We start from the raw sequence: 25,379 nt of genomic DNA, 5'->3' as shown, positions 1-25,379 counted from the left end.
CGCGGCCCGCACCGCGGCCCCTCCCCCGCTCCGACGCCCCGCCCCGTGCTCCGGCGCGCCCCGCACCACGAGTTGCCGGGGCCCTTCCGCGCGGAAAGCATGGGAGGGTGAGTGACGACGTCGCGTATCTCCGTTTCCCGCACCTCCACGACGACCTGCTCTGCTTCGCGGCCGAGGACGATCTCTGGGTCGCCCCTCTCGCGCCGGAGGGCGAGCGGCCCGGCCGGGCGTGGCGGGTGACCGTCGACCGGACCAGGGTCGGCCATCCGCGCTTCTCCCCCGACGGGAGCCGCATCGCCTACACGACCTGGCGCAGCCTCGACCCCGAGATCCACCTCGCCCCGGTGGAGGGCGGCCCGGCCCGCAGGCTCACCTACTGGGGATCGACCGACGCCCGGGTCTGCGGCTGGACCCCCGACGCCGGGGACGCCGCCCAGATCCTCGCCGTCTCCTCGCACAACCAGCCGTTCTCGCACGTCTCCTGGGCCTACACCCTGCACACGGACGGCAGCCCCGGCGGCAAGCTGCCCTGGGGGCCGGTCTCCGACATCGCGATCGCCGACATCGAGGGCGAGCGCCGCACCCTGCTGCTCACCGGCACCCCGCCGCACGAACCGGCCTCCTGGAAGCGGTACCGGGGCGGCGCGACGGGCCGCCTGTGGCTGCACGGCAAGCGGCTGCTCCCGGACATCGGCGGCCATCTCGACTCGCCCATGTTCGTCGCCGGGCGGATCGCGTTCCTCTCCGACCACGAGGGCGTCGGCAACCTGTACTCCTGCCGCCCCGACGGCGGCGACCTGCGCCGCCACACCGACCACGACGCCTTCTACGCCCGGCACGCCTCCAGCGACGGCCACCGGGTGGTCTACCAGTGCGCGGGCGACCTGTGGCTGGTGGACGACCTGGCCTCGCCGGACGCGGTGCCCCGGAAGCTGGAGGTCCGGCTCGGCGGCCCGCGCACCGGGCGGCGCACGTACCAGATCCCGGCCGCCAGCAACATCGACTCGCTGTCCGTGGACGAGACGGGCCGGGCCAGCGCCGTCGCCGTGCGCGGCAGCCTGTACTGGCTCACCCACCGCGACGGCCCCGCCCGCACCATCGCCGACACCCCCGGCGTCCGGGTCCGGCTGCCCGAGATGCTCGGCAGCGGCGCCCAGGTCGCCTACGTCACGGACGCGGACGGCGAGGACGCCGTCGAGATCGCCTCCCTGCCGCGCGCCAGCGGCGACCGCGAGCCGCGCCGGCTGGCCTCCGGCCGGATCGGCCGGGTCCAGGAGATGGTCGCCGACCCGGACGGCGAGCGCCTGGCCATCGCCACCGACGACGGCCGGCTGCTGATCCTGGAGACCGGGGAGGAGACCGCCGAAGGGACCGGCGAAGGGACCGGCGCGGGAACCGGCGAGCCCACCGAACTGATCCGCTCCATCAACGGCCCGGTCCGCGACCTGGCGTTCTCCCCCGACGGCGCCTGGCTGACCTGGTCGCACCCCGGGATCGGCCGTTCGCTGCGGCAGATCAAACTGGCCCGCATCCTGGGCACCGGCGCCCCCGTCATCGTCGACGTCACCAACGGCCGCTTCGAGGACGAGAACCCCGTCTTCACCGGCGACGGCCGCTACCTCGCCTTCCTCTCCTGGCGCGGCTTCGACCCGGTCTACGACGTCCACACCGGCGACCTGTCCTTCCCGCTGGGCTGCCGCCCCTACCTGGTGCCGCTCTCCTCGGCGACCCCCTCCCCGTTCGCCCTGTCCCCCGAGGGCCGTCCGGCGGCGGGCGGTCTCGACCCGGTCGACGAGGTCCCGGAGGCCGTCACGGGCGAGGGGCCGTCCACGGTCACCGTCGAGTTCGAGGGCCTGGAGAGCCGGGTGACGCCGTTCCCGGTCTCCGCGTCGAAGTACTCGGCCCTGTACCCGGTGAGCGGCGGCGGGCTGGTCTGGCTGCGCTGGCCGATCTCGGGCGCGCTCGGCGAGACCTTCGCCAACCCTGCGGACATGTCGGGCCGCCCCACCCTCGAACACTTCAACATCTCCAAGGCCCGCAGGACCGAACTCGTCGCCCACCTCGACTGGTTCGCGGTCAGCGGCGACGCCAGCCGGCTGGTCGTCATGGACGAGGGCGAGCTGCGCGCCGTGCCCGCGACCGAGATCGCCGACGGCGACTCGACGGTCTACCTGGACCTGCGCCGCATCCTGCACGAGGTCGATCCGGCCGCGGAGTGGCGGCAGGCGTACGCGGAGGCCGGCCGCATCATCCGCGCGTACTTCTGGGAACCGGACATGTGCGGCATCGACTGGGACGCCGTGCTCGACCAGTACCGCCCGCTCGTCGAACGGGTCGCCTCCCCCGACGAGTTCGCCGACCTGCTGCGCGAGGTCCTGGGCGAACTGGGCACCTCGCACGCGTACGTGTCCCCGGCCCGCCGCAACGAGGGCCCGCCGCACTACCAGCGGGCGATCGGCCTGCTCGGCGCGAACCTGGTGTGCCGGGACGGCGACTGGACGATCCGCCGCATCCTGCCCGGCGACTCCTCCGACTCCAAGGCCCGTTCCCCGCTGGCCGGTACGGGCATCCGGGAGGGCGCGGTCCTCACCCATGTCGACGGCCGCCCGGTGGACCCGGTCGCGGGCCCCTACCCGCTGCTGTCGGCGGCGGGCGGCACCACGGTCGAACTCACCTTCCGCGCCGCCGGGGGCGGCGACCGTTCCCGCCGCGTCGCCGTCGTCCCGCTGGTCGACGAACGCCCCCTGCGCTACCAGGACTGGGTGGCCAAACGCCGCGAGGTCGTACGGGAGTTGAGCGGCGGCAAGTGCGGCTACCTGCACATCCCGGACATGGGCGGCTCCGGCTGGGCCCAGTTCAACCGGGACCTGCGCCTGGAGGTGTCCCGCCCGGCCCTGATCGTCGACGTGCGCGGCAACGCGGGCGGCAACATCAGCGAACTGGTGGTGGAGAAGCTGACCCGCACGATCCTCGGCTGGGACCTGACCCGCAACGCCCAGCCCGTCAGTTACGCCTCCAACGCCCCCCGGGGCCCGGTGGTCGCCCTGGCCGACGAGGCGACGGCCTCCGACGGCGACATGATCACCGCCGCGTTCCGGCTGCTGAAGCTGGGCCCGGTGGTGGGCCAGCGGACCTGGGGCGGCGTGGTCGGCATGACGGGCCGGCACCGGCTGGTGGACGGCACGGTGATCACCGTGCCGATGAACGCCGCCTGGTTCGACACGTACGGCTGGTCGGTCGAGAACCACGGCGTCGAACCGGACCTGGAGGCCCTGCGCACCCCCCTCGACTGGGCGGAGGGCCGGTACGCGGTGCTCGACGACGCGGTGCGGCTGGCCCTGGACCTGCTGGCCGCACAACCGGCGGCGACCCCGCCGACGTACGACAACGTCCCGGACCGCCGACGCCCGCCCCTGCCGCCGAGGTGACCGGCACGAGCGTCGCCGGGGCGGGCGGTACGGACGCCTCCGAAGCGGGGCGGTACGGGTGCCTCCGAAGTGGGCGGTGCGAGCGGCCGCCGAGGTGGGCGGTACGGGCCCGGGGCGGGCTCGCACCGCCCGCCCCGGACCCGCCGGTCCCGCACCGACGGGCCCACTGGCCGGGCGCCCGCCGCCCGGTGCCTGCGCACCGGACCGGCGGCTGCGCGACGGAACCGTCCGTGTCAGGCCGGACGGTCCGTCAGCAGAGACGGATCGTCCATACCGTCGACCAGTCGACACCCACTATGCCGCCTCCGGGCGGCAGCTCCCGCAGAACGTTCCCGTTGCTGCCGATGAGCTTGACAGGGGCCCCGCGGCCGTCCACGTAGGACCCCGTAGCGGCCGAACTCTCAGCCCGCACGGCCGAGATGCCCTGCGGACACCGTTCCGCGCGTCGATCCGCTCGTACGACCCGCGGGGCGGACGAGGCCGAAGACGCCGGCCCCCAGCGCCCACACCAGGAGGGGGAACGCCGCGACGCGCTCCATGCCGCCCATGCCGAGGCCGAGGTACCGGTGCGAGAGGAACAGCCCCAGGGCCGTGATCGCCGTGACGCCCAGCAGACCGGTGGCCCACCGCAGCGGGGCCGGAACCCGCCCCCTCAGGCAGAAGGCCGCCAGGACGAGACCGATGTTGCCCACCGCCATGATCAGGAGGGCACCCAGAACGTGCTGGTTCTCGTCGACGTCGGCGGGAGCCAGCCCGGCCAGTGCGAATCCCGCACCGGCACCGACCAGCAGGAGCCGGGCCACGACACCGGCCGCACCCCCGCGCCACAGGGCACCACCGGTCAGGACGACACCGACGACGAGCAGCAGCCCCAGGGTGACGAACGAGAAGTTCATCAGGCCGTGCTCGGGCGAGCAGATGTACCGGGGTTCGGGCTCCGACTGCATCGCACAGTGCGCGTTGCCCAGATCGCTGATGTTGTTCCGTGCCCAGCTGTACGCCGGTTTCGCCCAGGCCGACTCGGCGATGCCATGAACCACGAAGAACTGCACCACCCCCACGATCCACGCCAAGTAACCGATTCCGGCCTTCACTTGTCCCCCTCCCACTCCATGAATCCCGTGTGGACAGACGATCACGCGGCACCGGCCCCGAACACTCCGACGAGCCCCCTGAACGGGGTGGGGCAATCCCCACCCCGGACGGAACGCAGGGGCTCGCACACCCCCGTGCCCGGGCCCGTTCCCCGCACCTTCGAGTGACCTGCCTCACCTCCTGTCACAGCGGTCCGCCCCCCGGTGTCTTGATGCCGAAAGCGACCGACGGACCGGACGGAGACGTGGACACCATGAACAAGAACACCGACGTGGTAGTCATCGGCGGGGGCTACGCGGGCGTCACCGCGGCCAACCGGCTGGCACACCACGAGGACGTGACCGTGACGCTGATCAACCCGCGTCCCGACTTCGTCGAGCGCATCCGCCTGCACCAGCTGGTCGGCGGGAACGACGACGCGGTCGTCGGCTACGGGGAGGTCCTGGCCGAGAACGTCCGGCTGGTGGTCGACAGCGTCGCGACGATCGACGCGGCCGGGCGCCGCCTGGAACTGGCGGACGGCGGCGGCACGGTCGGCTACGACTACCTGATCTACGCGGTGGGCAGCGGCAGCGCCGAACCGGACGTGCCCGGCGCGGCGGAGTTCGCCCACCCGATCGCCACCCTGGAGGAGGCGCGGCGGCTGCGGCCGGTGATCGCCGACGCGCCCGCGACGGCCCCGGTGACCGTGGTCGGCTCCGGCCCGACCGGCATCGAGACCGCCGCCGAACTGGCGGAGGAGGGCCGGTCGGTGACCCTGGTCTGCGGCGAGGAGCTCGGCCCGTACCTGCACCCCCGGGGCCGCCGCTCGGTCGCCCGCACCCTCGCCGGACTCGGCGTGACCGTGATCGCGGGCCCCGGCGCACGGGTCGCGGCCGTGACCGCCGACGCCGTACGGCTCGACGACGGCCGCGAACTCCCCAGCCGGGTCACCGTCTGGGCCACCGGCTTCGGCGTGCCGGACCTGGCCGCCCGCAGCGGACTGAGCACCGACGCCGTGGGCCGCCTGCTCACGGACGAGACGCTGACCAGCGTGGACGACGCCCGGATCATCGCGGCCGGGGACGCGGCGGCGCCGGTGGACATGCCGTTCCGGATGAGCTGCCAGGCCGCGGGCCAACTGGGTTCGCGCGCCGCCCGCACGGTGCTCAGCCGGATCGCGGGCGACCGCCCCGCACCCCTCAAGCTGCTCTTCGCCGGCCAGTGCCTCAGCCTGGGCCGCAGCGCCGGGATCTTCCAGTTCGCCACCAAGAGCGACCGCGCGATCCCGGTCCTCCTGACGGGCGGCCCCGGTGCGAAGCTCAAGGAGTTCGTCTGCAAGTCCACCGTCAAGCAGTTGACGAACGAGGCGCGCAAGGCGCACAGGAACGGTCCGAGCCCCGCACGCGACGAGGCACCGGCCACCGCCGCCGGGCGTACGGCGTAAGAACCGGAAACCCGTCGGCCGAGAGAGTTGCAGAGAGGCCAGAAGACGTGAACGACGACCGCGGCGACCACGACGAGATCGCCACCACCGACCCGGCGACCGAGGCATTCGTCGCCCACCGCAATCTCCTCTTCACCGTCGCCTACGAGATGCTCGGATCGGCGGCCGACGCGGAGGACGTCCTCCAGGAGACCTGGCTGCGGTGGGTCGAGGTCGACCTGGACCAGGTCCGCGACCACCGCGCCTACCTGGTACGGATCACCACCCGCCAGGCCCTCAACCGGCTGCGCACGCTGTCGCGCCGCAGGGAGGCGTACGTCGGCCCCTGGCTTCCCGAACCGGTGCTCACCGCACCGGACGTGGCCGAGGACGTCGAACTCGCCGAGAGCGTGTCGATGGCCCTGATGCTCGTCCTGGAGACCCTGTCGCCGACGGAACGCGCCGTCTTCGTGCTGCGGGAGGTCTTCGACGTCGACTACGACGAGATCGCCGCCGCCGTCGACAAGACCCCGGCGGCCGTCCGCCAGATCGCCCACCGCGCCCGTCGCCACGTCGACGCCCGCCGCCCCCGCGCGGCGGTCTCGGCGAGCGTGTCCCGGGCGGCGGTGGACTCGTTCCGGCGCGCCCTGGAGACCGGGGACCTCCAGGGCCTCCTGGACGTACTCGCCCCCGACGTCGTCCTCCTCGGCGACGGCGGCGGCGTCAAGCAGGCGTCCCGGCGGCCGATCATCGGCGCCGACAAGGTGGCCCGCTACCTCGTCGGCGGCACCCGGAAGGTCACCGAGACGATCACCATCGACCCCACCCTGGCCAACGGCCACCCGGCGTTCCTGCTGCGCCTGGACGGCGAGATCGACGGCGTCGTGGCGTTCCGGATCGAGGACGCCCACATCACCGGCCTCTACTACGTGCGCAACCCGGAGAAGCTGACCCGCGTCGACTCCGAGACCTCGCTCACCCTGCGCTGACCCGTTCCGCCGGTCCGTCCTTCGCCGGAGGACGGACCGGGGGCCCGCAGTTCGCACCAGACCGTCTTGCCGCGCGGCCCCTGTTCGACGCCCCACCACAGCGCCAGCGCGTCCACGAGCGCCAGCCCCCGCCCCGACTCGTCACCGCCCGCCGCACTCCGCAGCACCGGCCAGGCACCCGGTTCGGGATCGCTCAGCTCGACCCGGACCCGTCCGGTGCACGTACCGCTGACCCGGAGCGTCACCGGCGTCCCCTCCCCGAGGTGCACGATCGCATTGGTCAGCAACTCGCTCACGCAGAGCAGCAGATCGGGCGAATCCGCACCCCCGCACCGCTCCCGCAGGGTCCGCCGCACTTCCGGTACGGCCCTCGGCGCGGCGATCAGGTCCAGCGCGACCGGCAACGGGCTCATCCCCCGGCCGCCGCACGCAACACCTCGGCCAGCCGGTGCGCGGTGGCCGCGTTGCAGTTGCCGAGCGCGATCAACGGCGGCCGGGTCGTCCACCCGGCGAGGGTCAGCGGATCGACCCCGAGCGACGGCAGCGTGATGCCGTGCGCGGTGAGCGCGCCCCGCAACGCGTCGATGGCCGCACCGACGTCGTAGGTGGGGATGTCGTGCATGGATGTGTCACCGGTCCGTTCACCGGACCCGCCGTCGTACTTGTCGTCCATGAGGAGCCGTACACCTTTCGTTGCACACTGTGACGAACACCTCACACGCTGCCGCACGGACCACTACCTTGAAAGGGTTTCCCGCTCCACAACGCACAGCGCGAAAGGTGGTCAACGGTGGCTACGCGCAAGGAGATCGACGGCTCGGCGGGCGTCCCGCAGTTCTACGGCAAGGAACTCCGCTACCAGCGGGAGAAAGCCGGGATGACCCTGGAGAAGTTCTCGGAGGCCAGCTTCTACGGAATCTCACTCCTCAGCGAGATCGAGCACGGCAACCGCAGCATGCCGCTGGACCTGGCCCAGCACGCGGACCGGGTGTTCGGCACGGACGGTTATTTCGCGCGGAGTTGCGAAGACGTACGGAAGGCCAAGCGAGGGGCGCATGCCCCGTCCTTCGCCCCGGTGGTGGAGGCGGAAACCCGGGCCCGAACCATCAGCCACTGGTCCAATGCCCTTCTCCCAGGACTGCTCCAGACGAGGTCGTACGCACATGCCGTCATCCGCTCCACACACCCCCTGGAGGAACCGGAGAGCGTCGAAGCCAAAATCGTCGCCCGGCTGGAACGGGCCCAGCTCTTCGACAACCCCAAAAAGCCCGAGTACTGGGCTGTTCTGGACGAGTCTCTGGTGCGTCACCCCATCGTTCCGCCCGAGGAAATGGCGGAACAGTTGGAGCACATCGCCGCTCTGGTTCGACGCCGCCGCATCGTCACACAGATCCTGCCGTGGAACGGCCCAACTCGACCGTTCGCCGAGATGCCACTCTTCTTCATGGACTTCGACGACGAGCCATCGCTGCTCTACACCGAGGGCCCCTATCACGGCCAAACCATCGATGATCCGTCTCTCATGATGCAGTACCGCAAGGCATACGATCGACTGAGGGCCGCCGCCTTGCCGCCGGAGGTGTCCCTCGACCTGATCGAGAAGGCGGCTGAGGAGTACCGGAATGGCCGGCATCGGGCTTGATCTCCACCTGGCTACTTGGCGCAAGAGCAGCTACAGCAACGGCAGCGGCGGCGAGTGCCTCGAAGTAGCCGAGGAGTTCGCCCGCTGGCGCAAGAGCAGTCACAGCAACGGCAGCGGCGGCAACTGCCTCGAAGTCGCGGACGGCCACCCCGGCATCGTCCCCGTCCGCGACTCCAAGCGCCCCGAGGGGCCGGTGCTCGTCGTGAACGCGTCCGCGTGGACGCCGTTCGTGGAGTCCGTCAAGGCTTCCTGACCCGTCCGGCTTCCCGAAGTCCCCTTCGGGAAGAGGAGGGTTCCCACGCATGCGACGCCCACGGTGGCGAAGTCGCCAGGACCGGCGGGTGAGACGCTGTCGCCATGACGGAACCGAAGACCTTCCAGGACCACCTGCGGCAGGCGAGCATCGACATCCTGGAGCGCGTGCCCGAGGAACTGAGGGCCGAGACCTACGTCCTCGCCTTCAACATCTGGCGCGTCGATGGCGACGACCGCCACTCGTTCGTGGACATCGGCTACAACACGGAGAGCCGGTACGAGGAGGAGGCGCGCAAGGATGGCGCCGACCCGCAGGAGGTGCGCTGGAACTACGCCTTCTGGCTCCTTGAGGGCTTTGACAGGCTCGGCAACGTCCCCGAGGACCCGGCCGGAGGCATGCTGTACGAGGAGGAGGCAAGGCGCCTCGGCCTCTGGCACGACGGAGAGTTCGACCTCGACCGGCTGCTGGACGACGCCGAGCTCGCCGCCAAGGCCGATCGCCTTCAACTCCACTTCCAGGAAGCCGTCATCGACCTCGGCCGCCATCTCAACGAGAGCGGCGCCGTCGAGAGGATCTTCGGCCGCCCGCTGCCCGTCGTCGTGTTCGACATGGACCAGCCGGGCTGGGACGAGGAGGCCACCAGGGCCGCCAACCCGCCGGAGCTGATCGGCGACTTCCTGGAGTGGTACGGCTGACCGTCATTTGCTCGTTCGACTGACCTGCGATCAAGGTCGGTTACACGAGTGCTGGGGACAGAGGACGGCCACGGGACTCCGACTTGTCGGTGACAGCATGACCGAGGGCCGCCGCTGGTGCTGTCAGGCTCCGGGTTCCTGGTTCTGTTCCGGTTTCCAGGTGGCGGTGACCGTCAGGTGTGCCTGCCCGCTGCCACTGACGATGCCGAGTTTGAGGTCGTGCCCGAGCTGAACGCCGAAGGTGACGGATACTTCGGCGGGCGGGGTCGCCCCTGTGGTGATCGCGTCGTGCACGTCCTGGACCAGCGAGCCGAGGGGTTGCAGCGTGGTACGCAGTGCGTCGGCGGCGACGGCAGCGGTCGCTCGCCCTCGCCTGGAGACCGGAACGAGCGGGCCGATGCCGTCCGGTGCCTGCTCCGCGTCGGAGGCGGGACGCTCCGCGGGCCGGATCAGGAAGTGGACTGTGGTTCCGTCCGAGAGAGCGAAATCCTGTGAATCGGTCATGCGGATCATTCTGCGGGAAGGACCCCGGCCGGACAGTGGTGTTGCCGGACTCGGTCGCGGGATCTTCTCGTGCCTCCAGGTCAGGTGCAGGGGGGCTGTTCCGGGGTTCCGTCCGGCAGCAGCTCACGCTCGGCGGGGGTGTAGTCGCGGGCCGCGACTTTGCACAGGGCGCGGAACTGGGCCTCGGGACGCAGGTCGAAGGTCCTGCGCCGCAAGGTGAAGGTCTCCTTCACCCCTCCGATGAGCACCTCCAGACGGTTCCCCTGCACGGAGGCCACCGCTTCTTCGGGGACGTTCAACGTGGTGGAGTTCTCGGCGTCGGTCAGGTCGTGGATCGTCACCCGGCCTTCCTTGTAGGTGAGGACCCGGTCCCCGGCACCGACGCCGATCATGTACCCGTCCGTGGAGCTGGTTGCGCTGCCGGGCAGCGGCTTGCCCCGGTCGACGTCCCACACCCGGATCTTCCTGCTGCTGGTCTGGACGGCCAGACGGGTACCGCGCTCGTCGAAGACGAGAGGACCGGGCGACGGCTCGTCGCTGCTGACGGACGGCGCTGAGATCGGGAGCCCCGTCAGGGTCCTGATGTGCCGGGACGTGCGAAGGTCCCACAGCAGGATGTCGCCGAACGCGGCGCCGCGCCGGGTCACCGCCACGACCTGCCCGGGGTGGTGCGGCCGGGGGACGAGTCGGCCCTCGGTGAAGATGTCGTCGAGGGTGCCCATGCCGGACCGGTCGGGATCGGGGTGGGCCGGGACCGGCCTCGTCAGGAGGGCCCCGTTGGCCGTGTCGACCCGGGCGAGGCGTCCGTCGAGCGTCAGCAGGGCGATCTGGCTGCCGCCCAGGGCGGCGACTTCCTCCACCTCGCCTCCCTGGTCGTACTCCTCCCTCTCCGCCGCCTTCGCCCCGGGCAGCGCACCGTCGAGCGGCACCTTGTCCTTCAGGCTTCCTGCCGGGTACGCGGCGAGCAGGTTGCCCCCTCTGCTCCACACCACGACCCGTCGTGAATCCGCGGTCCAGGAGAGCGTCCAGGACGGCGCGTCGTCGATGAACGGGAGCGACACGGACTGCCGCCGGGCGCCGGACGTGTCGACGACCTGCAGGCTGCGCTGGTCCGCGATGGCCATGAAGCGCCGGTCCGGGGAGATGCTGGTGGCCGCGTCGCCGTCCGTGGCGGGGAACTGTTTGCGGTCATAGCGCTCGGCGCGCACGACCATGAGCGCTGTGCCGAGCGGTACCAGGACCACCGTCCCGCCGTCGTCGCGGGGCACCACCGCGAGGCCCGCGTCGGAGAGTTCCGTGTCGCGGGCACTGGGAATACGGGCGATGTGGGTCTGCCCGGTACCGAGGTCGGTCAGGATTCTCTCGTCGTAGAGTCCCTCGTCGGTGCCACTTGAGGACTCGTTCGACGACACGTGGAAGCGCTGGGTGCTGTCCGCGCCCCAGCGGACGTCGAGCAGTTCGGTGCGACGACCGGGGGTGGTTCCGAGGGGCCGCGCGTACGCGTTGTCACCGTTCAGGCCGATGAGGAGTTCACCACCGGCCGCCAGTCTGAAGCCCGAGTCCAGGTTGTTCTTGACGGTGGCGGTGTATCGCAGCCGGGAGGTGCGCAGGTCCCTGATTTCGAGGCGATGGTGGTCCAGGTCGGGGGAGCTGATGGTCGCGACGGAATCCGGGTCGGAGGTGAAAGCCGCCTCCTGCGCCCCTCGCTCGGGGACGAGCCCGTCGGCTACGCGGATGGGGGCGCCCGATTCGGTCTCCCATGCCTCGGCGAACGGGGGCGGGCACTTGGGAAGGGGGGAGCAGCGGGACGAGGGCTTCGCGGTCAGCAGGAGCCGCTTGCTGTCGCTGCTGAAGTCCAGGGTGCTGTTGATCGTTCCGGCCGCCGGGTGGATCACGGACAGCGACTCGGGGCGGGAGGAGCCGTCCAGTCGCCACAGGAGCACGGCATCGGACGAGCTCGCGGCGGCGAAGAAGCGGCCGTCGGGGCTCAGGGCCTGTTCGTGCACCAGCCCTTTGGGTACGCCACTGAGCACCCGTGCGCGGGGCGTGCCGCTCAGGGCGCCGGTGACCACGGTGAACCGGGGGTTGTCGCTGCTCCGCCTCGATGTGACCACCAGTACGCGGCCGTCCGGGGTGGACCTCAGGCTCGTGGCACGTCCCTTCCAGACCGAGGGGTGGCTGGCCAGCAGGTGCTGTCCGCGGACGTACTGGTTCAGCAGGACCTGGCGTGTCGTGGCGGTCGGCCGGGCGTTGTAGGCAGCCAGCGCGAGTTGCAGTGCCGTGGCGGGATCGTCCGGCGGGCGCGCCTCGGATGCCTGGGCGAGGAGGCCCGCCGCCTGGAAGCGGAGCTGCCGTTCGGCACTCTGCAGGCCACGCCAGGTGGAGAGCGCCAGGACGACGGAGAGCACCGTGAGCGCGACGAGCGCTCCCACCGCGCCCCTGCGCACGCGAATCCTGCGCCGGGAATGGCGGCGGCTCGACTGGATGTAGGCGTGCTCCTCCGCGGAGACGTCCTGGCTGTGTCCCTTGAGCTTGAGGTCCGCCTCGGCCAGGTCCGCGCCGCTGAGCAGACGCGCGGGATCGCTCTTCCGCGCCCGCCAGCGCTCCGCGTCGGCGCGCAACTGCTCCTGCCAGGCACGGAAGTCCCGGGACTCCACCAGCCAGGTCCGAAGGAGCGGCCAGAATCCGATCAGCGCTTCGTGCGCCAGGTCGACGATCTCCTCCTGTCCTGATTCCCCCGCGGCTTGCGAGAGGACGAGGAGTCTCCGCGATGACTGGGTCAGCTCGCGGGCGAGTTCGAGGAGTTCCGGAGCGAGATCGGTGGTGCGGGCGGGCCGGCGGACGAAGGTGTCGCCGTCACCCGGCCGGGCCAGCTGCGCGAACAACCTGGGAGCAAGCTCCTGCTGCTTCCGTTCCAACTGCGAGTGGACACTGTCCGCGTGCCCGGCCAGGGCTCCTCCAATGCCCTTGAACGCGTCATAGGCGTCATGGGTGAGCATCGAATTGCTGCGCCGGTGCCACAACTCGGTCAGAGCGAACTGGACCAGCGGCATCCGCCCGGGCTCGTCGCCCGCGTCCGCGACGATCCTCTCGGGCAGTCCCGGCTCGAACCACACCCCCGGCACGGCGTCGACGGGAGCAGTCACCGCGCGCTTCAAGTCGTCGTCGCTCAGCGGTGCGAGGAATCGCACGGCCTCGCTGACAGCGCCGGACGTACCGACCCTCACCAGCGCGTCGAGGGAGTCGGGACGCGCCGTGACGACGACCCGCAGGGCTGTCGCGCCCCGTCGGCCGGCAAGGCCGGAAAGCATGCGGAACAGCTCGCACGCCTCGGCGGGCACGGCACGTGCGTACTCCTCGAACTGGTCCACGAAGAGCACGTGCCCGGCACTCGGGCCGCGGGCCAGGATCCGTCCCCGCAGCGCCGCGAGGACGTCCGGGCCGTCGGCGAGGAGCCAGGCCAGTTCCTCGGCCCTGACGAGGCGTTCGATCTCGTCGAGCCCCGGTTCCAGGACATCGGTCAGTACGTGGGCGAGAACGGAGGTCGCCCGGGCGTCCGGGGCAGGACGCAACTCGGACACGCCGACGCCCTGGTCCCGTAACCGGGGCAGCACCCCGGCCCTCATCAGGGAGGACTTCCCACACCCCGAGGGCCCGACCACCAGCACCACCGGCCTCTGTTCAAGAGCCTCCAGCATCCGGGCGGTGTCGGCGTCACGACCGTGGAAGAACTGCGACTGTTCCTCGGTGAAGGGCTCCAGTCCCCGGAACGGGCAACGTGCCGGCATGATGTGCTCATCGATCAGATCGGCCGACGGCAGCAAATAGGCGGTGCTCTCCCCTCGGTGAGCGGCCACGGTCATGCCGACGACCCCGCCCTGGGTGCCGTCCCACACCGGGGATCCGCTGAACCCTTCCGTGACACGGGGTCCGGGCAGGTGCGCCTCCATCTGCAGGAGCCCCGCAGCCATGCCGGCGCGCAGGGTGCCACGCACCCAGACTCCGTGATCCGCACCCTCTGGGTGTCCGAACGCACGGAACGGGTGCTCCCAGACTCCGGTGCCGTCGACGAGCCCCGCCGGCCTTGCCCCCTCGACGGGCCGGTCGAGCCGCAGCAGCGCGACATCGGCTCGCCCGTGACGCCAGGAGACCACGCTTGCCCGCGCGGAGGGCCGGGCGGACAGGAGCGGGAAGTCGAGGCTCACCGACCCGCCGGGGGCCTCGCCCGTGGGCGCCGGGAGATCCAGGGCCTCTTCGACGACGTGTGCGCAGGTGCACACCAGGTCCGCGGCAATCAGGAATCCGGCCCCGGCCACGTCGCCGTGAACCGAGAATATCCGCACCTGCGAGGCCCCCAGGACGTCACTCCGAAACTCCGCGGCCATGGCGCTGCTCCTTCCCGCCCGGATGGCATACCAACGATCCTCCGCCCCCATGGGAAAGACAACGTGGCTCGCTGGTACCGCTGTTGGTGTCTTGGAGCGCGCGTCGAACGCCGCGCGCTCCGAAGCTGTCGGTGCCGGTTCGAACGCGCCGCAGGGTTCGGCAGGCCCGCCGAAACCGGCCGCGGCAGCTGCGGCGCCCCGTCGACCCGGGCTTCGTTGCCGTCGCGGACGGCCGGTCAAGCGGCTGACGCGTTGAGGAAATGCCCTCGGAGCGAGACGGAAACCGCGGGGCGTCCGATGAGGCAGCAGCATGAACAGGGGGTCACCGAGGTCGGAGGTGACGACGGCGACCGGAACCCACGGGGTGGTGGAGGGCGCGGGCGCGGGCCGGATCGGCGGGCCCGTCCTCACCGAGGCGGAGGAAGTGCTTCACCTGCCATGCCTGCGTGGCGTCGGCCTGCCGGCTGGTCGTGGTCACCCAGGGCGGATAGACGCGGAAACCCCGCTTCCCGCCGGAACCGTCGCGGGAGACGATGCCGCGCCCGATCAGGACCTCGCACGGGAAGACGAACTGCCCGAAGCCGTCGTCGTCCCGGCTGCTGATGACGAAGAGGTCCACCCCGTCGTCGGCGTCGAAGGGCCGGATCGGTCCTTCCTCGGACCGCTGCCACACGGTGACGAACTGACCCGCTTTCTTCGGGGTGGTCCTGGCCACGCGGAACCGGACCGAGAGTCCGTCGAGCGTGAAGGCGTGGGCCGCGTACTCGGCGCCCTCCGGTTCGGGCACCGGCAGTGAGCAGGCAAAACCGCTCGGGTCGTACACGAGCGCCTTCGCCGCCCGCAGGTCGTCGGGAAGCCCCGCCCACATCTGGTCCGTCGCCATGCCCCCATCCTGTCAGCCACCCGCCGGGTCGAAGACCGGCCGGGGCACGGCCGTGCGCTTCGACGAGGACGGCGCGTGCAGACGTCTTGTCGCTCACCGGCGCCAGACTTACTCTGCGGTAAGTAACTGGTGAGTAACAGCGTTGTCTCCTGCATTTCGGTGTGCGACGAGGAGCCCTTCATGAGCCGCAAGAAAACCCGTTCTCGTTCCTTTTCCCGTTCCCCCTTCGCTTCGGGCCCGTCGGCCGGGCGCGGCGCCGGGGCCGGTCTGCGCCTGCTGGTCGGTGCCGTCGTCACCGGCACCGTCTGTGCCGGGCTCTCGGCCGTACCGGCCACTGCCGCCGCACCGGACGGGGCCGCCACGACGGACCCCGTCGTCTCCCGCGGGGTGACCATCCCCCCCTTCTACACCCCGCCCGCCCAACTGCCTTCGGCCAACGGGGCGTTGGTCCGTACTGAACCTCTGCCGCTCGGGCTGCGGATTCCGGGCCTGGACGGCCGCCCGATGCCGGGCACCGCGACCCGTCTGATGTACAAGTCCACCGACTCGACCGGGCAGCCCGTCGCCGTGACCGGCGCCTACATCGAGCCCTCGGCCGCCTGGAAGGGCACGGGACCGCGTCCCTTGGTCGCGCTGGCCTCGGGCACCATGGGCCAGGGCGACCAGTGCGCGCCGTCCTTCGCGCTGCAACACCCGCTCACCCTCAACGGCGACACCATCTCCGTGGGCTACGAGGCGCTGTCGATCTACCGGATCCTCTCGACCGGGGCCGCGGTCGTCGTGACCGACTACGTCGGCCTCGGCGCCACCGACCGTCTGCACACCTACGTCAACCGCCTCGACCAGGCGCACGCCCTGCTGGACGCGGCCCGCGCCGCCCGCTCCGTACCCGGCGCGTCGGTCACCGCGGCTTCCAGAACCGGCCTGTACGGATACAGCCAGGGGGGCGGTGCCAGTGCCGCCGCCGCCGAACTCCAGCCCTCCTACGCACCCGACGTCCCGCTCTCCGGAACCTATTCCGGCGCGCCCCCGGCGGATCTGACCTCGGTCATGAAGGGGATCGACGGCAGTGCGCTCGCCGGTGCGCTGGCCTGGTCGATCAGCGGATTCGCCCAGTCCGACCCCGACCTGCGGGCGATCGTCGACGCCAACATCAGCGCGACCGGCAGGGCCGCCCTGGCGGACGCGTCGACCATGTGCGTCGGTGACGCGCTGTTCCGCTACGGCTTCACCAAGAGCAACAAGTGGACCACCAGCGGCAAGTCCCTCGGGGACATCATCGCCGCCGATCCCCGCGCGCAGGCGGCCCTGGACAAGCAGCGCGTCGGCACGCTCAAGCCCGCCGGACCCGTGCGGGTGGCCACCGGCACCCAGGACGACATCGTGCCCCACTCGCAGGCCCGGAAGCTCGCCGTCGACTGGTGCGCCAAGGGTGCCGCCGTCACCTACGACGCCATCGTGCTGCCCAACCTCGGCGACAAGATCCTCACCAACCACCTCGTACCGCTCATCACCGACCAGGGGGACGCCATCTCCTGGCTGACCGACCGCCTCTCGGGCAAGGCCGCCACCTCCAACTGCTGGTCCATGCCCATCCAGCCCTGAGTCCCCGCTTCCGCCGACCGGGAGCCCTCGCCCGGAAATCTTCGAGGGCGTCGCCATGGATCCGGCCGCCGCGGGCGGGTGTACCGCTTCGGAAATCGGCCGGAAGGAGGTCCGGATTAATTCGTTGGTACCCACCGCGGAGCGGTGGGTACTCTGGCGGAGTTCTTTCGGTCTGCTCTGGGCTGTATGCCCTGGAAAAGAGTTTTTATGACCCGGCCCGCGCTGAGCGCGCCTCGCCGCACCGCGTAACGTCCGTCCGTCGAAGCCGTCCCCACTGGACGGCGACCGGACATGAGTCTCCGGTGCCCCGACTCGGTCTTCGCCCTCCGCCGGTCCGTCCGGCCGTGTGAAGCCGGTCGCCTTTTCGTCGAGGCCGCTCGGCCTGCTCTTGCTGTCGTCGAAATCCTCTCAGCAAGGAGCACTCCGGGTGTCCACCCGCAACAAGCCTTCGTCGAGCACTCCGCACAACAACACCCTCAAGGTCGCCACCTTCGCGTGCGCGTGGTGCGGCCTGACGGTCTCCGCCTTCGCCAGTGACGGCACACGGCGCAATCACTGTCCGTCGTGCCTGCACTCCCAGCACGTCCTCGACCACGTCGAGGGCGGTCCCAGTGACTGCCACGGCCGGATGACACCGATCTCCATCGCTGTGCTGCGCACCGGTGACTGGATGGTCATCCACCGCTGCGTGCGTTGCGACGAGCTGACCTCCAACCCCGTCTGCGCGGACGACAACCAGCTCATCCTGATGCGCATGGCCGTGCGGCCACTGGCGCAACCACCGTTCCCGCTCGAAGCGTTCGGCACCCTGTGAACCGCCCCGAGGAAAAAGGGAGCTGACCATGCCACGACGCAAGAACCCCCGCGGACGCATACAGGGGACACGCAGGCCGCAGCGGCACAAGGACGTCCTGCACGACCGGGGCGGCCACCGGGGACACGACTTCCGGTGCGTGGGCTGCCGACTGGACGTGTCCCTGGACGCACCCGGCACCACCCACCGCAATCACTGCCCGAACTGCCTCGCCAGCCTGCATGTCGACCGGCGCGTCCCCGGCGACCGGGCCGCCGACTGCCACGGCCGGATGGAAGCCCTGAGCATGTCGGCACGGCCCGACGGCGAATGGCTGATCATCCACCAGTGCCTGTCCTGCGGCGAGCTCAGCGCCAACCGGATCGCCGGCGACGACAACGCCCTGGCACTGGTACGGCTGGCGCTCAAACCGCTGCGGGACACCAGCGTCGCCCATCGCGCGCTGCTCGCACTGTGACCCGCGCCTCCCGGCGTGACGGACGAGGCACGGTTCAACGGCGGGACGCCGGGGCGGCCGAACCGTGAGCGGGGCATACCGCCCGACCCCGGCCCGTGTCGTGCTCCACCACCCGGGGGCGGCGGACCGGCCACGTTCCGCCGCCCCCGGGCGCCCACGGTCAGACCGCGGGTTCGGGTTGGCGGCAGGGCCTGCACAGGCCGTCGAGGAACGCTTCGGGGCGGCCGGGGGTGCGGCACTCGGTGCACTCGACCAGCACGCGGCGCAGCGGGGCCTCCGACGCGGGCCGGGGAGCGGGGGCGGGCAGCCGGGGCGGAAGCTTGTCGCGCAGGCGACGGCGTACGAACCCGAAGGGCGAACCGACGGCATCGGGAAGCCCGGAGGTCAGAGCGCTCGTCAGATACGCGGCACCCACGCCCCGTTCGAACCACTCGGCCGCCAACGGCTCCAGCTCCGCACAGTCCGCCGCCGAAAGCGCCAGCCGCTCATCCACACGCCCCAGCCGCGCCAGCGCGACAAACGCCTTCGAGGGCTGCCGCTCCTCGCCACTCCCAGGCACCGACTCCGGCTGCGGCCCTTCAACACGCTGTTCCGGAACCGAAACCGGTACGGGAACGGGCACCGGCACCGGCACCAATGCGGGCTCCGGCGCGGGCGCGGCCTCGGCGGTGAGAAAGGCGTTCCACCACTCGTTGTCGCGGGCGATCCGCGACCAGTAGGTCCGGGTGACCCAGCGGACCTGGTCGCCCTCGCCGTTCTGCCCTCGTACGCGTCGCAGGTGACCGGCCACGCTCAGGGCCCTCAACGCGCTGCTCACCGCCATCTGCCCGTATAACGGCAGGACTTTGGCCAGCGACTTGACGTCCATCACCGCCCCGTCCGGCAGTGCGTCGATGTAGCCCGCGATGTGCCGCTCACGGTCGGGCAGGAATGCGAAATCGCCTTCGAGCGGCGGACGTTGCTCCGGCACGGAACGCTTCCCGTAACCCGGACGGGCCTTCGGATGGGCGCGCGAGGATGCGGACGCGCACTGGGCAGGGCTAGGGTCTGAAACAGCCACGGGATCGTTTCCATTCGATTGGCGATCTTGCGGTCAGACCCCGGCCGGTGCGCTAACACCGCGTCCGGGGTTGTTTACTTTCGGCACCGTAGACAGCCGTGACCCTTCGCCGCAACTCGGTCACAACTAGTCATACTTGCTGGCCGTTACGGGTCAGGGAGGGGCGGGAGGTGTTCCCCAACCCCCCACCGAACCAACCGCTTGAACAACACAGCTCGAACCCCGACCCTCGAATCCCGAAGCTCAAGCCCCGACCCCGAGCCCCCCCTCCAGCACCCCCGAACGAGTGACCTCCCCCCGCCCCGAGCCTCGAACCCCGGAACCCGAAGCTCGGCGCTCGGGTGCTCAAATGGGCTGGGGGAATGCCCCGTCGGCACCGTCACTGCCTGCGGGCGGTGTGCGGACCGACCCAGCCGGTGGCGGCCACCACCTCTCGCGCGATCTCCACGACGGGCCGCCCGTCCGTCACCACCCGCACCGTCCCTGCCGGGGCGTGCCGGTCCAGGAGCCGCGCCTTGCGGGCACTGCCTTCCAGTTCCTGCTCCAGCTCCGAACCGAGCTCCCGGCCCGTCAGCCGCTCGCGGGCGGTGGCGTCGGAGGCTGTGAGCAGAACCCGTACGATCCCGACCCCGGCCCCCATGGCGCGCTCGAACATGCCCGCCGTCTCGGGCAGCACACTCACGGTGTTCGTATAGATCAGGCGCCGGTAACCGCGCTGGGCGTAGTTCGCCCACACGGCGGTCAGATTGCTCTCGGTGATCTCCGCGCGGTGAGGATCTCCCTCCGGTGCCGGATGCACCTGTCCCATGAAGTCACCCTCGATGATCGCGTGAGAGATCTTCGCGGCACGCAGCAGCGCCGAGACCTCCCACCCCACCGTCGTCTTGCCGACACCGGCCCGTCCTCCGATGAGCAGCACTTCCGCCTGGTCCATGAGGACAGCGTGCCAGCGGGTGACCGCCTCCCGCGATCCAATTGCCCGGCCCCGCTTCTCCGGACGGAGGAAGCGCCGAGCCGGTGGACCACGGCCCTGTCACAGGTGGTGGATAACCTGCGGGAATGAGAAACGCGATGTGGGATGCCCTGGCCGCGACGCCCCTCCCGGAAGTGCGGCGCCGCGCGGCCATCATTGAGGAACTCGCCGAGGTCGCACCGGTATCGGTGCCCGGCGCGCACCGGCTGGCCTGGAACGACCGCGGCGGCCAGTCCGCAGTCTGGTACTTCACGGAGGACGGCCGCGCACTGCTGCTGACGTTCGACCACGAGTCGGACCTGAACCTGTACGCCGAGGACGACTACGAGCTCCAGGAGTCCTTCTACAAGGGCGTGCCCGAGTCCCTCGTCGCCCTGGTCCGCGACCGGCCCGAGAACTACGAGTCGCTGAACCTCACGGACTCCGCGACGGGCCGGACGATTCACTACGCGGGCGGCGTCTTCTGGTACGACGGCACCCGCTGGCACGTCTCCGAGGGGCTGACGGAGTACTGCGAGAGCGAGGACGGCGAGGACGTGGACCTGTTCACCGACTCCGGCTTCGACTACTGCCTGAGCTCCTACCTCTTCGGCCAGGACCTCACCCCGGAGGCCGTCGTGACGTTCCGGGACGAGGACGGCCGGTACGAGGAGGGGGAACGGAAGGAAGCGGACCTGCTCGCCCTCCGCGAGGTCTTCGCCCGGCACGGCTAGGCCGTGTTTCGGGGTCGGCTTCCTGTGCACGCCCTGCATGATGATGATCAAGATGCGGGGCGAGGGGATCTTTCTGATGAGCAGTGGTCGGTGCTGGAGTCGTTGCTGCCTGCGGTGGGCACGAGTCGCAGGTGGCCCGGCTGTCGGCGGCTGATGGACGGTGTGCGGTGGCGGGTTCGGACCGGAGTTCCGTGCCGGGACCTGCCGTTCGAGTACGGACCGTGGCAGACGGTGTATGGACTGTTCCGGAGATGGCAGCGCCGGGGTGTGTGGGCCCCACTGCTGACGTTGTTGCAGGCGGGAGCCGATGCGGCCGGGCTGATCTTCTGGGAGGTCGATGTCGACTCCACCATCTGCCGGGCACACCAGCATGCTGCCGGTACCCGCCGGCCCGGTGCTGTGCGGAAGGAACCGCCGGGCGGAGTCAGCACCGAACCTGAAAACCATGGGCCGGGCAGGTCGCGAGGCGGGTTCACCACGAAGATTCATCTGGCGGGTGAGCAGGGACAGAAACCGTTGTCGCTGCTGGTCACCGCCGGGCAGCGCCGCTACGGTCCGCAGTTCGAGCCGGTCCTGAACGCGATCGGGGCACCCCGGCCTGGAGCCGGTCGGCCGAGAAGCCGCCCGCTGCGGGTACGAGGCGACAAGGCGTACTCTTCACGCGCGAATCGCGCCCGCCCGCACGGACGTGGCATCGGGTGCACGATTCCTGAGCCGGCCGATCAGGTCCGCAGGCGCCGCGGACGTGGCGGTGGCCGTCCGCCCTTCTTCGACCGCGAGGACTACAAGGCCCGGCACGCGGTCGAATGCGGGATCAGCCGTCTCGAACAGCACCGGGCCGTGGCGACCCGGTTCGACAAACGTGCGGTTCGGTTCGAGGCGACGGTTCAGGTCGCGGCGATTCATCAGTGGCTGTGAACCCTCGGCCTGTCGTCGTGCGGATGCCCCGGCAGCAAGGACGGCCCTGCGGTCATTGCGGAGGAAGGGCGCATCTCCCGGCATGGCACGGCGCGGTGTGTACGGGGTTGCACCTTCCGTAGCGGCATGTGGTCCGGTGGGCTTACGTCCCGATGCCCTGAGGAAAGGTCCCTGCTCATGCATTCGTCCTTCATGCCACCCCGCCAGGTCAAGATCGGTGACGCGGCGGCCTTCGCCGGCACCACGCCACGGGCGATTCGCCATTACCACGAGATCGGCCTGCTCCCCGAGCCCGAGCGGGGCGGCGATGACCGCCGCCGCTACGGGTACGAGGACATGATCCGCCTGCTGTGGATTCGCAAGACGGCCGACGCCGGGATCGCCCTGGACGACATCCGTGACGCCTTTGCCACCGGCACGGCTTGCGCCGGTGCGGACAGCGGAGACGGTATCGCGGGCATCCTGGAGCGGTTGGAGGAAACCCTCGCCGAGCAGGAGGCGGAATTGCGGCGGCAACGGACCGCCGTGCGGCGAATGCGCACCGAGGGCAGCCGGATGGGCCTGCTCTCCGACTTCGTCACCGAACGCCTCAAGAGCCTGCCCGAGGGCTCCCTGCGCCAGGCGGACCTGGACAGTCTGCTGGTCACCGAGCGGATCTTCGGCCCGCTCGGCGCGGCCGTCCAGGCCACCCGCTTCGTCGTCCTGGCCACGCATCCCACTCTGCGGGAGGATTCCGACCGCATCGATGACGCCGAGGAGGCACTCGATGACAGTGTCGCCGCCGATGATCCACGGGTGGCTCAAGTGGCCGTCGAGCGGCACGCCTTCGAAAGCGCCCTGCAGGCCGTCATCGAGGAGTCCGGCCTGGGCGAAAACGACGATGCCCTCTTCGATGCCTGGGACACTTTGCACCCTGCCACCGCCGATGACGGCGAGGGCGAGGCCGACCTCGGCTCCGGCAGGCGGGAGGCCGACTCCATGAGCGTGTTCGAAGCCACCGGCAAGATGCCCTACGACTTCTCCCCCGCCCGCCTGCGCTGTATGGAACTGGCGGAAGAACTATCCGCCCAGGACTCACCCACTACCTAAAACACGGCCCAGGAGCGGGGGCAGTGTCGACGACGCGTCGACCGCCTCCCCCTCTCTCAGATTCGGTCATCCGCCACCCAAGAACAAGACTGCAATTTTCGGCCGCAGACCGGAACCATTGCACGCATGACCTCCCCTTTCTCGGACTCCGAGACCAACAGAGAACTGTCCGGTCCGCTCGCCCACGTCCGCTGGATCGCCGGGGGCACGGCCTCGGGCAAGAGCACGCTCGCCCGCCTGCTGGCCGACCGGTACGACGTCGAGGTCTACAACGGTGACCGCGCGGAACACGGCTGGCTGACGCGGTGCACGCCGCAGCGCCACCCGCACCTGTCCGCCATGCGCGGAATGCCACCGGGCGGGACGTGGGCGGACCACACCGCGAAGGAGGTGTTCCGGGCGATGCCGAGCCTGCACGGGGAAACGACCGGCTTCCTCGTCGAAGACCTCCTCGCGATGCCCACCGACCGCATCGTCCTGGTGGACTACTTCGGGATCCTGCCCAACCACCTCGCACCGCTGCTGCGCCGCCCCGACCAGGCGGTCTTCCTCCTGCCCACACCCCGGTTCCGGCAGGACGCACTCGGCGCGCGCTACGCGGATCCCGCCCGCGCGAGAGCGACCTGGGGCAGGAGCGATCCCGAGACCATGCTGACCAAGCGCCTCGCCCGCGACGCCTTCTGGGACGAGGAAGTCCGCAGACAGGCCGACGGCCACCGGCTCGACACCATCACGGTCGACGGCAGCACCCCCGCCGCCGACCTCGCCGATCGGATCGCAGCACGCTTCGGATTGAGCCACGGAACGTGACGTCCGCTCGGGCCGAGCACCTCTGGGACGGATGAGGCTGATGTGATTTGAGTCACCCCATATCCCGCTGACAGGCGCCCCGCCTCATGCATACGCTCATCGCCGTCACCAACGAAAAGCCGCCAACTGACGTTCATCAAAGCCTGGTTGAGGTTTCGACGCGGTCATCTCGTACCGCGTCGTACGCACCACTGCTGGTTCCGTCCAATGAAGGAGAACCCGATGAAATCCCGTACGGCTCGTCTCGCTGCCACCGCCGGTGCCGTCGCGCTGCTCGGCGCCCTGGCGGCCACCGCCCCGGCCGTCGCCGCACCGGCACCCGCCTCGGCCACCGCCCAGGTGGCGGCCTCGCAGTTCATCGACTGGTACCCCAACAAGACGCAGTGCCAGAACGGTGGCGCCTACTACCTCCGCCACGGCTACAGCAGCTACATCTGCCAGCTCGACCCGATGCGCGGCTGGGCGCTGTACGTCAGCTAGGACGCTCCTTTCGGATCACCTCGCCGGCCGGAGGAAGACGGCGACGGCGTGGAGTCCGATCAGGTAGCCGGTGGTGCGGTCCTGCCGTCGTGGACGGCCGGGCCGCACCGCTGCTTGAGCCCGTCGACACCCCGCGCGACCGTGTTCCGCCGCCTGCCCGCAAGCCGCTTGCTGTCCGGGGGGCCGGCGGCCCGGCGGCCTGAAAGTCGCTGCTCAGCTTCCTTCGTGCCGCCGGCGCTCTCGAAGTCGCCGCACATGCCTGGTGTACTGCCCGGCCCGCGACCTCTGCGCGCGGTCGACCGAAAGCACCTGGGGGTCCGCCGCCCGCTCGTACAACTCGGCCTCGAAGGGGTCCGCGTCCACCTCGACGAGCCGTGCCAACGCGTCCCGGTCCTGCTCGGCCGTCGGACGCGCGCGCACCCCGTCCCTCCACACCTGACCGCTCGCCTCGGCCTCGTCCATCTCGCCAATATACGTACGGGCGGACGGCAGGTGGCCCCCTCCGAACCATGATCCGCGGGAGGCGCCCCGGGGCCCTGCCCACGCCCAGCTTTTCCGCAGGTCGCAGACCTACGCCGCGAGCACACCCTGCTGCCTCAGGAGCGGGAGCACGTGATCCCGCACGGCCGGAGCGAGGTGAAGGTCCTCCTCGTGACCGGAGACCCAACGCATCCGCGCCAGTTCCGCGGCGGGGAACGGCGCCCCGCCGAGGCTCGCCCGGAACACGGTCATCCGCATGGGGACACCCTCCAGAGCCGCGACGGCCTCGACATCCACGAGGAACCGCGGATCCAGGGGCCGGACGCCGAGCTCCTCCTCGAATTCCCGCACCAGGGTTTCCTGCGCCCCCTCCCCGGCATCGGGCTTTCCGCCCGGGAGGTAGAAGACCTCGGGGGCCGCCTTCTTGCTCACCACCAGGAGTCGCCCGTCCTGGACGACCGCGGCCGCGACGACGACAAGGGGCTCGCTCCGCACCGACGACGAACCCGCCACGTGTACTTGCTCCATGAATGCAATTCTCTCAGGCAGGCAGCCGGGAACCAGCCCGGGGACACCCCGAACCGGACCACCCGGCCGACGCCCCCTAAGGGCTGTCCCGTAATCCCCGGCGGGCGCACGACGACAGCTACGGCACCTCGCTGCGTTGTCGGAACGTCCGAATACATCCAGTATGCGGA

Annotated in this window: 24 protein-coding genes; 14 read left to right on the top strand and 10 right to left on the bottom strand. The window is 70.7% G+C overall.

What is annotated here, in order from left to right:
- The first annotated feature begins 107 nt into the window (after window positions 1-107).
- Entirely contained in the window at window positions 108-3,428 is a 3,321-nt protein-coding gene (locus ACFYW1_RS16045) for a S41 family peptidase (RefSeq protein WP_388992236.1), read from the top strand.
- Between the two features lie 401 nt (window positions 3,429-3,829).
- Here the strand turns inward: ACFYW1_RS16045 and ACFYW1_RS16040 are convergent, their stop codons facing one another.
- On the bottom strand, window positions 3,830-4,522 hold the full coding sequence (locus tag ACFYW1_RS16040; RefSeq protein WP_388992233.1) for a DUF998 domain-containing protein: 693 nt from the start codon (window positions 4,520-4,522) through the stop codon (window positions 3,830-3,832).
- A 254-nt stretch (window positions 4,523-4,776) separates the two neighbouring features.
- Between ACFYW1_RS16040 and ACFYW1_RS16035 the strand changes: the two genes are divergently transcribed.
- Window positions 4,777-5,949 (top strand): NAD(P)/FAD-dependent oxidoreductase, encoded by a 1,173-nt coding sequence (locus ACFYW1_RS16035; RefSeq protein WP_388992230.1) that lies wholly within the window; start codon window positions 4,777-4,779, stop codon window positions 5,947-5,949.
- Between the two features lie 47 nt (window positions 5,950-5,996).
- On the top strand, window positions 5,997-6,917 hold the full coding sequence (locus tag ACFYW1_RS16030; RefSeq protein ID WP_388992227.1) for an RNA polymerase sigma-70 factor: 921 nt from the start codon (window positions 5,997-5,999) through the stop codon (window positions 6,915-6,917).
- Here the strand turns inward: ACFYW1_RS16030 and ACFYW1_RS16025 are convergent.
- Both ACFYW1_RS16025 and ACFYW1_RS16020 read right to left on the bottom strand, forming a co-directional pair.
- Window positions 6,854-7,330 carry an ATP-binding protein gene (locus tag ACFYW1_RS16025; protein ID WP_388992224.1) on the bottom strand — a complete coding sequence of 159 codons (477 nt, stop codon included), beginning with the start codon at window positions 7,328-7,330 and terminating at the stop codon, window positions 6,854-6,856. The genes ACFYW1_RS16030 and ACFYW1_RS16025 overlap by 64 nt on opposite strands.
- A complete protein-coding gene (locus tag ACFYW1_RS16020; protein WP_388992221.1) occupies window positions 7,327-7,590 on the bottom strand; it encodes a hypothetical protein in 264 nt (87 codons plus the stop codon). The genes ACFYW1_RS16025 and ACFYW1_RS16020 overlap by 4 nt, the downstream gene beginning before the upstream one ends.
- A gap of 117 nt (window positions 7,591-7,707) precedes the next feature.
- Here ACFYW1_RS16020 and ACFYW1_RS16015 point away from each other — a divergent pair, with 117 nt between their 5' ends.
- The 3 genes from ACFYW1_RS16015 to ACFYW1_RS16005 all read left to right on the top strand — a co-directional run bounded on the left by ACFYW1_RS16015 (window position 7,708) and on the right by ACFYW1_RS16005 (window position 9,510).
- Window positions 7,708-8,559 carry a helix-turn-helix domain-containing protein gene (locus ACFYW1_RS16015; protein WP_388992218.1) on the top strand — a complete coding sequence of 284 codons (852 nt, stop codon included), beginning with the start codon at window positions 7,708-7,710 and terminating at the stop codon, window positions 8,557-8,559.
- Window positions 8,540-8,812: a DUF397 domain-containing protein gene (locus ACFYW1_RS16010; RefSeq protein WP_388992215.1), complete on the top strand. Its 273-nt coding sequence runs from the start codon at window positions 8,540-8,542 to the stop codon at window positions 8,810-8,812. Before ACFYW1_RS16015 ends, ACFYW1_RS16010 begins: the two co-directional genes overlap by 20 nt.
- Before the next feature lie 104 nt (window positions 8,813-8,916).
- Complete coding sequence (locus ACFYW1_RS16005) at window positions 8,917-9,510, top strand: hypothetical protein (protein WP_388992212.1); 594 nt, start codon at window positions 8,917-8,919, stop codon at window positions 9,508-9,510.
- Window positions 9,511-9,633: 123 nt separating this feature from the next.
- Here the strand turns inward: ACFYW1_RS16005 and ACFYW1_RS16000 are convergent, their stop codons facing one another.
- The 3 genes from ACFYW1_RS16000 to ACFYW1_RS15990 form a co-directional block, all read right to left on the bottom strand.
- Window positions 9,634-10,014, bottom strand: coding sequence for a CU044_2847 family protein (locus ACFYW1_RS16000; RefSeq protein WP_388992209.1), 381 nt, complete (start codon window positions 10,012-10,014; stop codon window positions 9,634-9,636).
- Between the two features lie 80 nt (window positions 10,015-10,094).
- Window positions 10,095-14,399, bottom strand: a complete 4,305-nt coding sequence (locus ACFYW1_RS15995; RefSeq protein WP_388992206.1) for a trypsin-like peptidase domain-containing protein — start codon at window positions 14,397-14,399, stop codon at window positions 10,095-10,097.
- Between the two features lie 322 nt (window positions 14,400-14,721).
- Window positions 14,722-15,282 carry a MepB family protein gene (locus ACFYW1_RS15990; RefSeq protein ID WP_388992203.1) on the bottom strand — a complete coding sequence of 187 codons (561 nt, stop codon included), beginning with the start codon at window positions 15,280-15,282 and terminating at the stop codon, window positions 14,722-14,724.
- Between the two features lie 180 nt (window positions 15,283-15,462).
- On the opposite strand from ACFYW1_RS15990, the gene ACFYW1_RS15985 reads away from it, so the two are divergent.
- The 3 genes from ACFYW1_RS15985 (at window position 15,463) to ACFYW1_RS15975 (ending at window position 18,158) form a co-directional block, all read left to right on the top strand.
- Window positions 15,463-16,887, top strand: a complete 1,425-nt coding sequence (locus tag ACFYW1_RS15985; protein ID WP_388992200.1) for a lipase family protein — start codon at window positions 15,463-15,465, stop codon at window positions 16,885-16,887.
- A gap of 427 nt (window positions 16,888-17,314) precedes the next feature.
- Complete coding sequence (locus tag ACFYW1_RS15980) at window positions 17,315-17,701, top strand: RNHCP domain-containing protein (RefSeq protein ID WP_388992197.1); 387 nt, start codon at window positions 17,315-17,317, stop codon at window positions 17,699-17,701.
- Window positions 17,702-17,729: 28 nt separating this feature from the next.
- Window positions 17,730-18,158 (top strand): RNHCP domain-containing protein, encoded by a 429-nt coding sequence (locus tag ACFYW1_RS15975; RefSeq protein WP_388992194.1) that lies wholly within the window; start codon window positions 17,730-17,732, stop codon window positions 18,156-18,158.
- Window positions 18,159-18,318: 160 nt separating this feature from the next.
- Here ACFYW1_RS15975 and ACFYW1_RS15970 read toward each other — a convergent pair whose 3' ends face one another.
- On the bottom strand, window positions 18,319-19,218 hold the full coding sequence (locus ACFYW1_RS15970) for a MarR family transcriptional regulator (protein WP_388992191.1): 900 nt from the start codon (window positions 19,216-19,218) through the stop codon (window positions 18,319-18,321).
- A gap of 379 nt (window positions 19,219-19,597) precedes the next feature.
- Window positions 19,598-20,152 carry an AAA family ATPase gene (locus ACFYW1_RS15965; protein WP_388992188.1) on the bottom strand — a complete coding sequence of 185 codons (555 nt, stop codon included), beginning with the start codon at window positions 20,150-20,152 and terminating at the stop codon, window positions 19,598-19,600.
- A 125-nt stretch (window positions 20,153-20,277) separates the two neighbouring features.
- Here ACFYW1_RS15965 and ACFYW1_RS15960 point away from each other — a divergent pair, with 125 nt between their 5' ends.
- From ACFYW1_RS15960 to ACFYW1_RS15940, 5 genes are all read left to right on the top strand, one after another.
- The gene (locus ACFYW1_RS15960; RefSeq protein ID WP_388992185.1) at window positions 20,278-20,904 is read left to right on the top strand and encodes a hypothetical protein; all 627 of its coding nucleotides are present in this window, start codon (window positions 20,278-20,280) and stop codon (window positions 20,902-20,904) included.
- Between the two features lie 33 nt (window positions 20,905-20,937).
- Window positions 20,938-21,822: an IS5 family transposase gene (locus tag ACFYW1_RS15955; protein WP_388992742.1), complete on the top strand. Its 885-nt coding sequence runs from the start codon at window positions 20,938-20,940 to the stop codon at window positions 21,820-21,822.
- Window positions 21,823-21,999: 177 nt separating this feature from the next.
- Window positions 22,000-22,911, top strand: a complete 912-nt coding sequence (locus ACFYW1_RS15950; protein ID WP_388992182.1) for a MerR family transcriptional regulator — start codon at window positions 22,000-22,002, stop codon at window positions 22,909-22,911.
- Window positions 22,912-23,037: 126 nt separating this feature from the next.
- Entirely contained in the window at window positions 23,038-23,721 is a 684-nt protein-coding gene (locus tag ACFYW1_RS15945) for a hypothetical protein (RefSeq protein WP_388992179.1), read from the top strand.
- A 222-nt stretch (window positions 23,722-23,943) separates the two neighbouring features.
- Window positions 23,944-24,201 carry a hypothetical protein gene (locus tag ACFYW1_RS15940; RefSeq protein WP_388992176.1) on the top strand — a complete coding sequence of 86 codons (258 nt, stop codon included), beginning with the start codon at window positions 23,944-23,946 and terminating at the stop codon, window positions 24,199-24,201.
- A gap of 213 nt (window positions 24,202-24,414) precedes the next feature.
- Here ACFYW1_RS15940 and ACFYW1_RS15935 read toward each other — a convergent pair whose 3' ends face one another.
- Entirely contained in the window at window positions 24,415-24,663 is a 249-nt protein-coding gene (locus tag ACFYW1_RS15935) for a hypothetical protein (RefSeq protein ID WP_388992173.1), read from the bottom strand.
- Between the two features lie 108 nt (window positions 24,664-24,771).
- On the bottom strand, window positions 24,772-25,209 hold the full coding sequence (locus ACFYW1_RS15930) for an NUDIX domain-containing protein (protein WP_388992170.1): 438 nt from the start codon (window positions 25,207-25,209) through the stop codon (window positions 24,772-24,774).
- Between the last annotated feature and the right edge of the window lie 170 nt (window positions 25,210-25,379).

Source organism: Streptomyces sp. NPDC002669, from assembly GCF_042889165.1.
In the GTDB taxonomy this organism is placed as follows: Bacteria; Actinomycetota; Actinomycetes; order Streptomycetales; family Streptomycetaceae; genus Streptomyces.
This window is presented reverse-complemented; position numbering and strand designations above follow the sequence as displayed.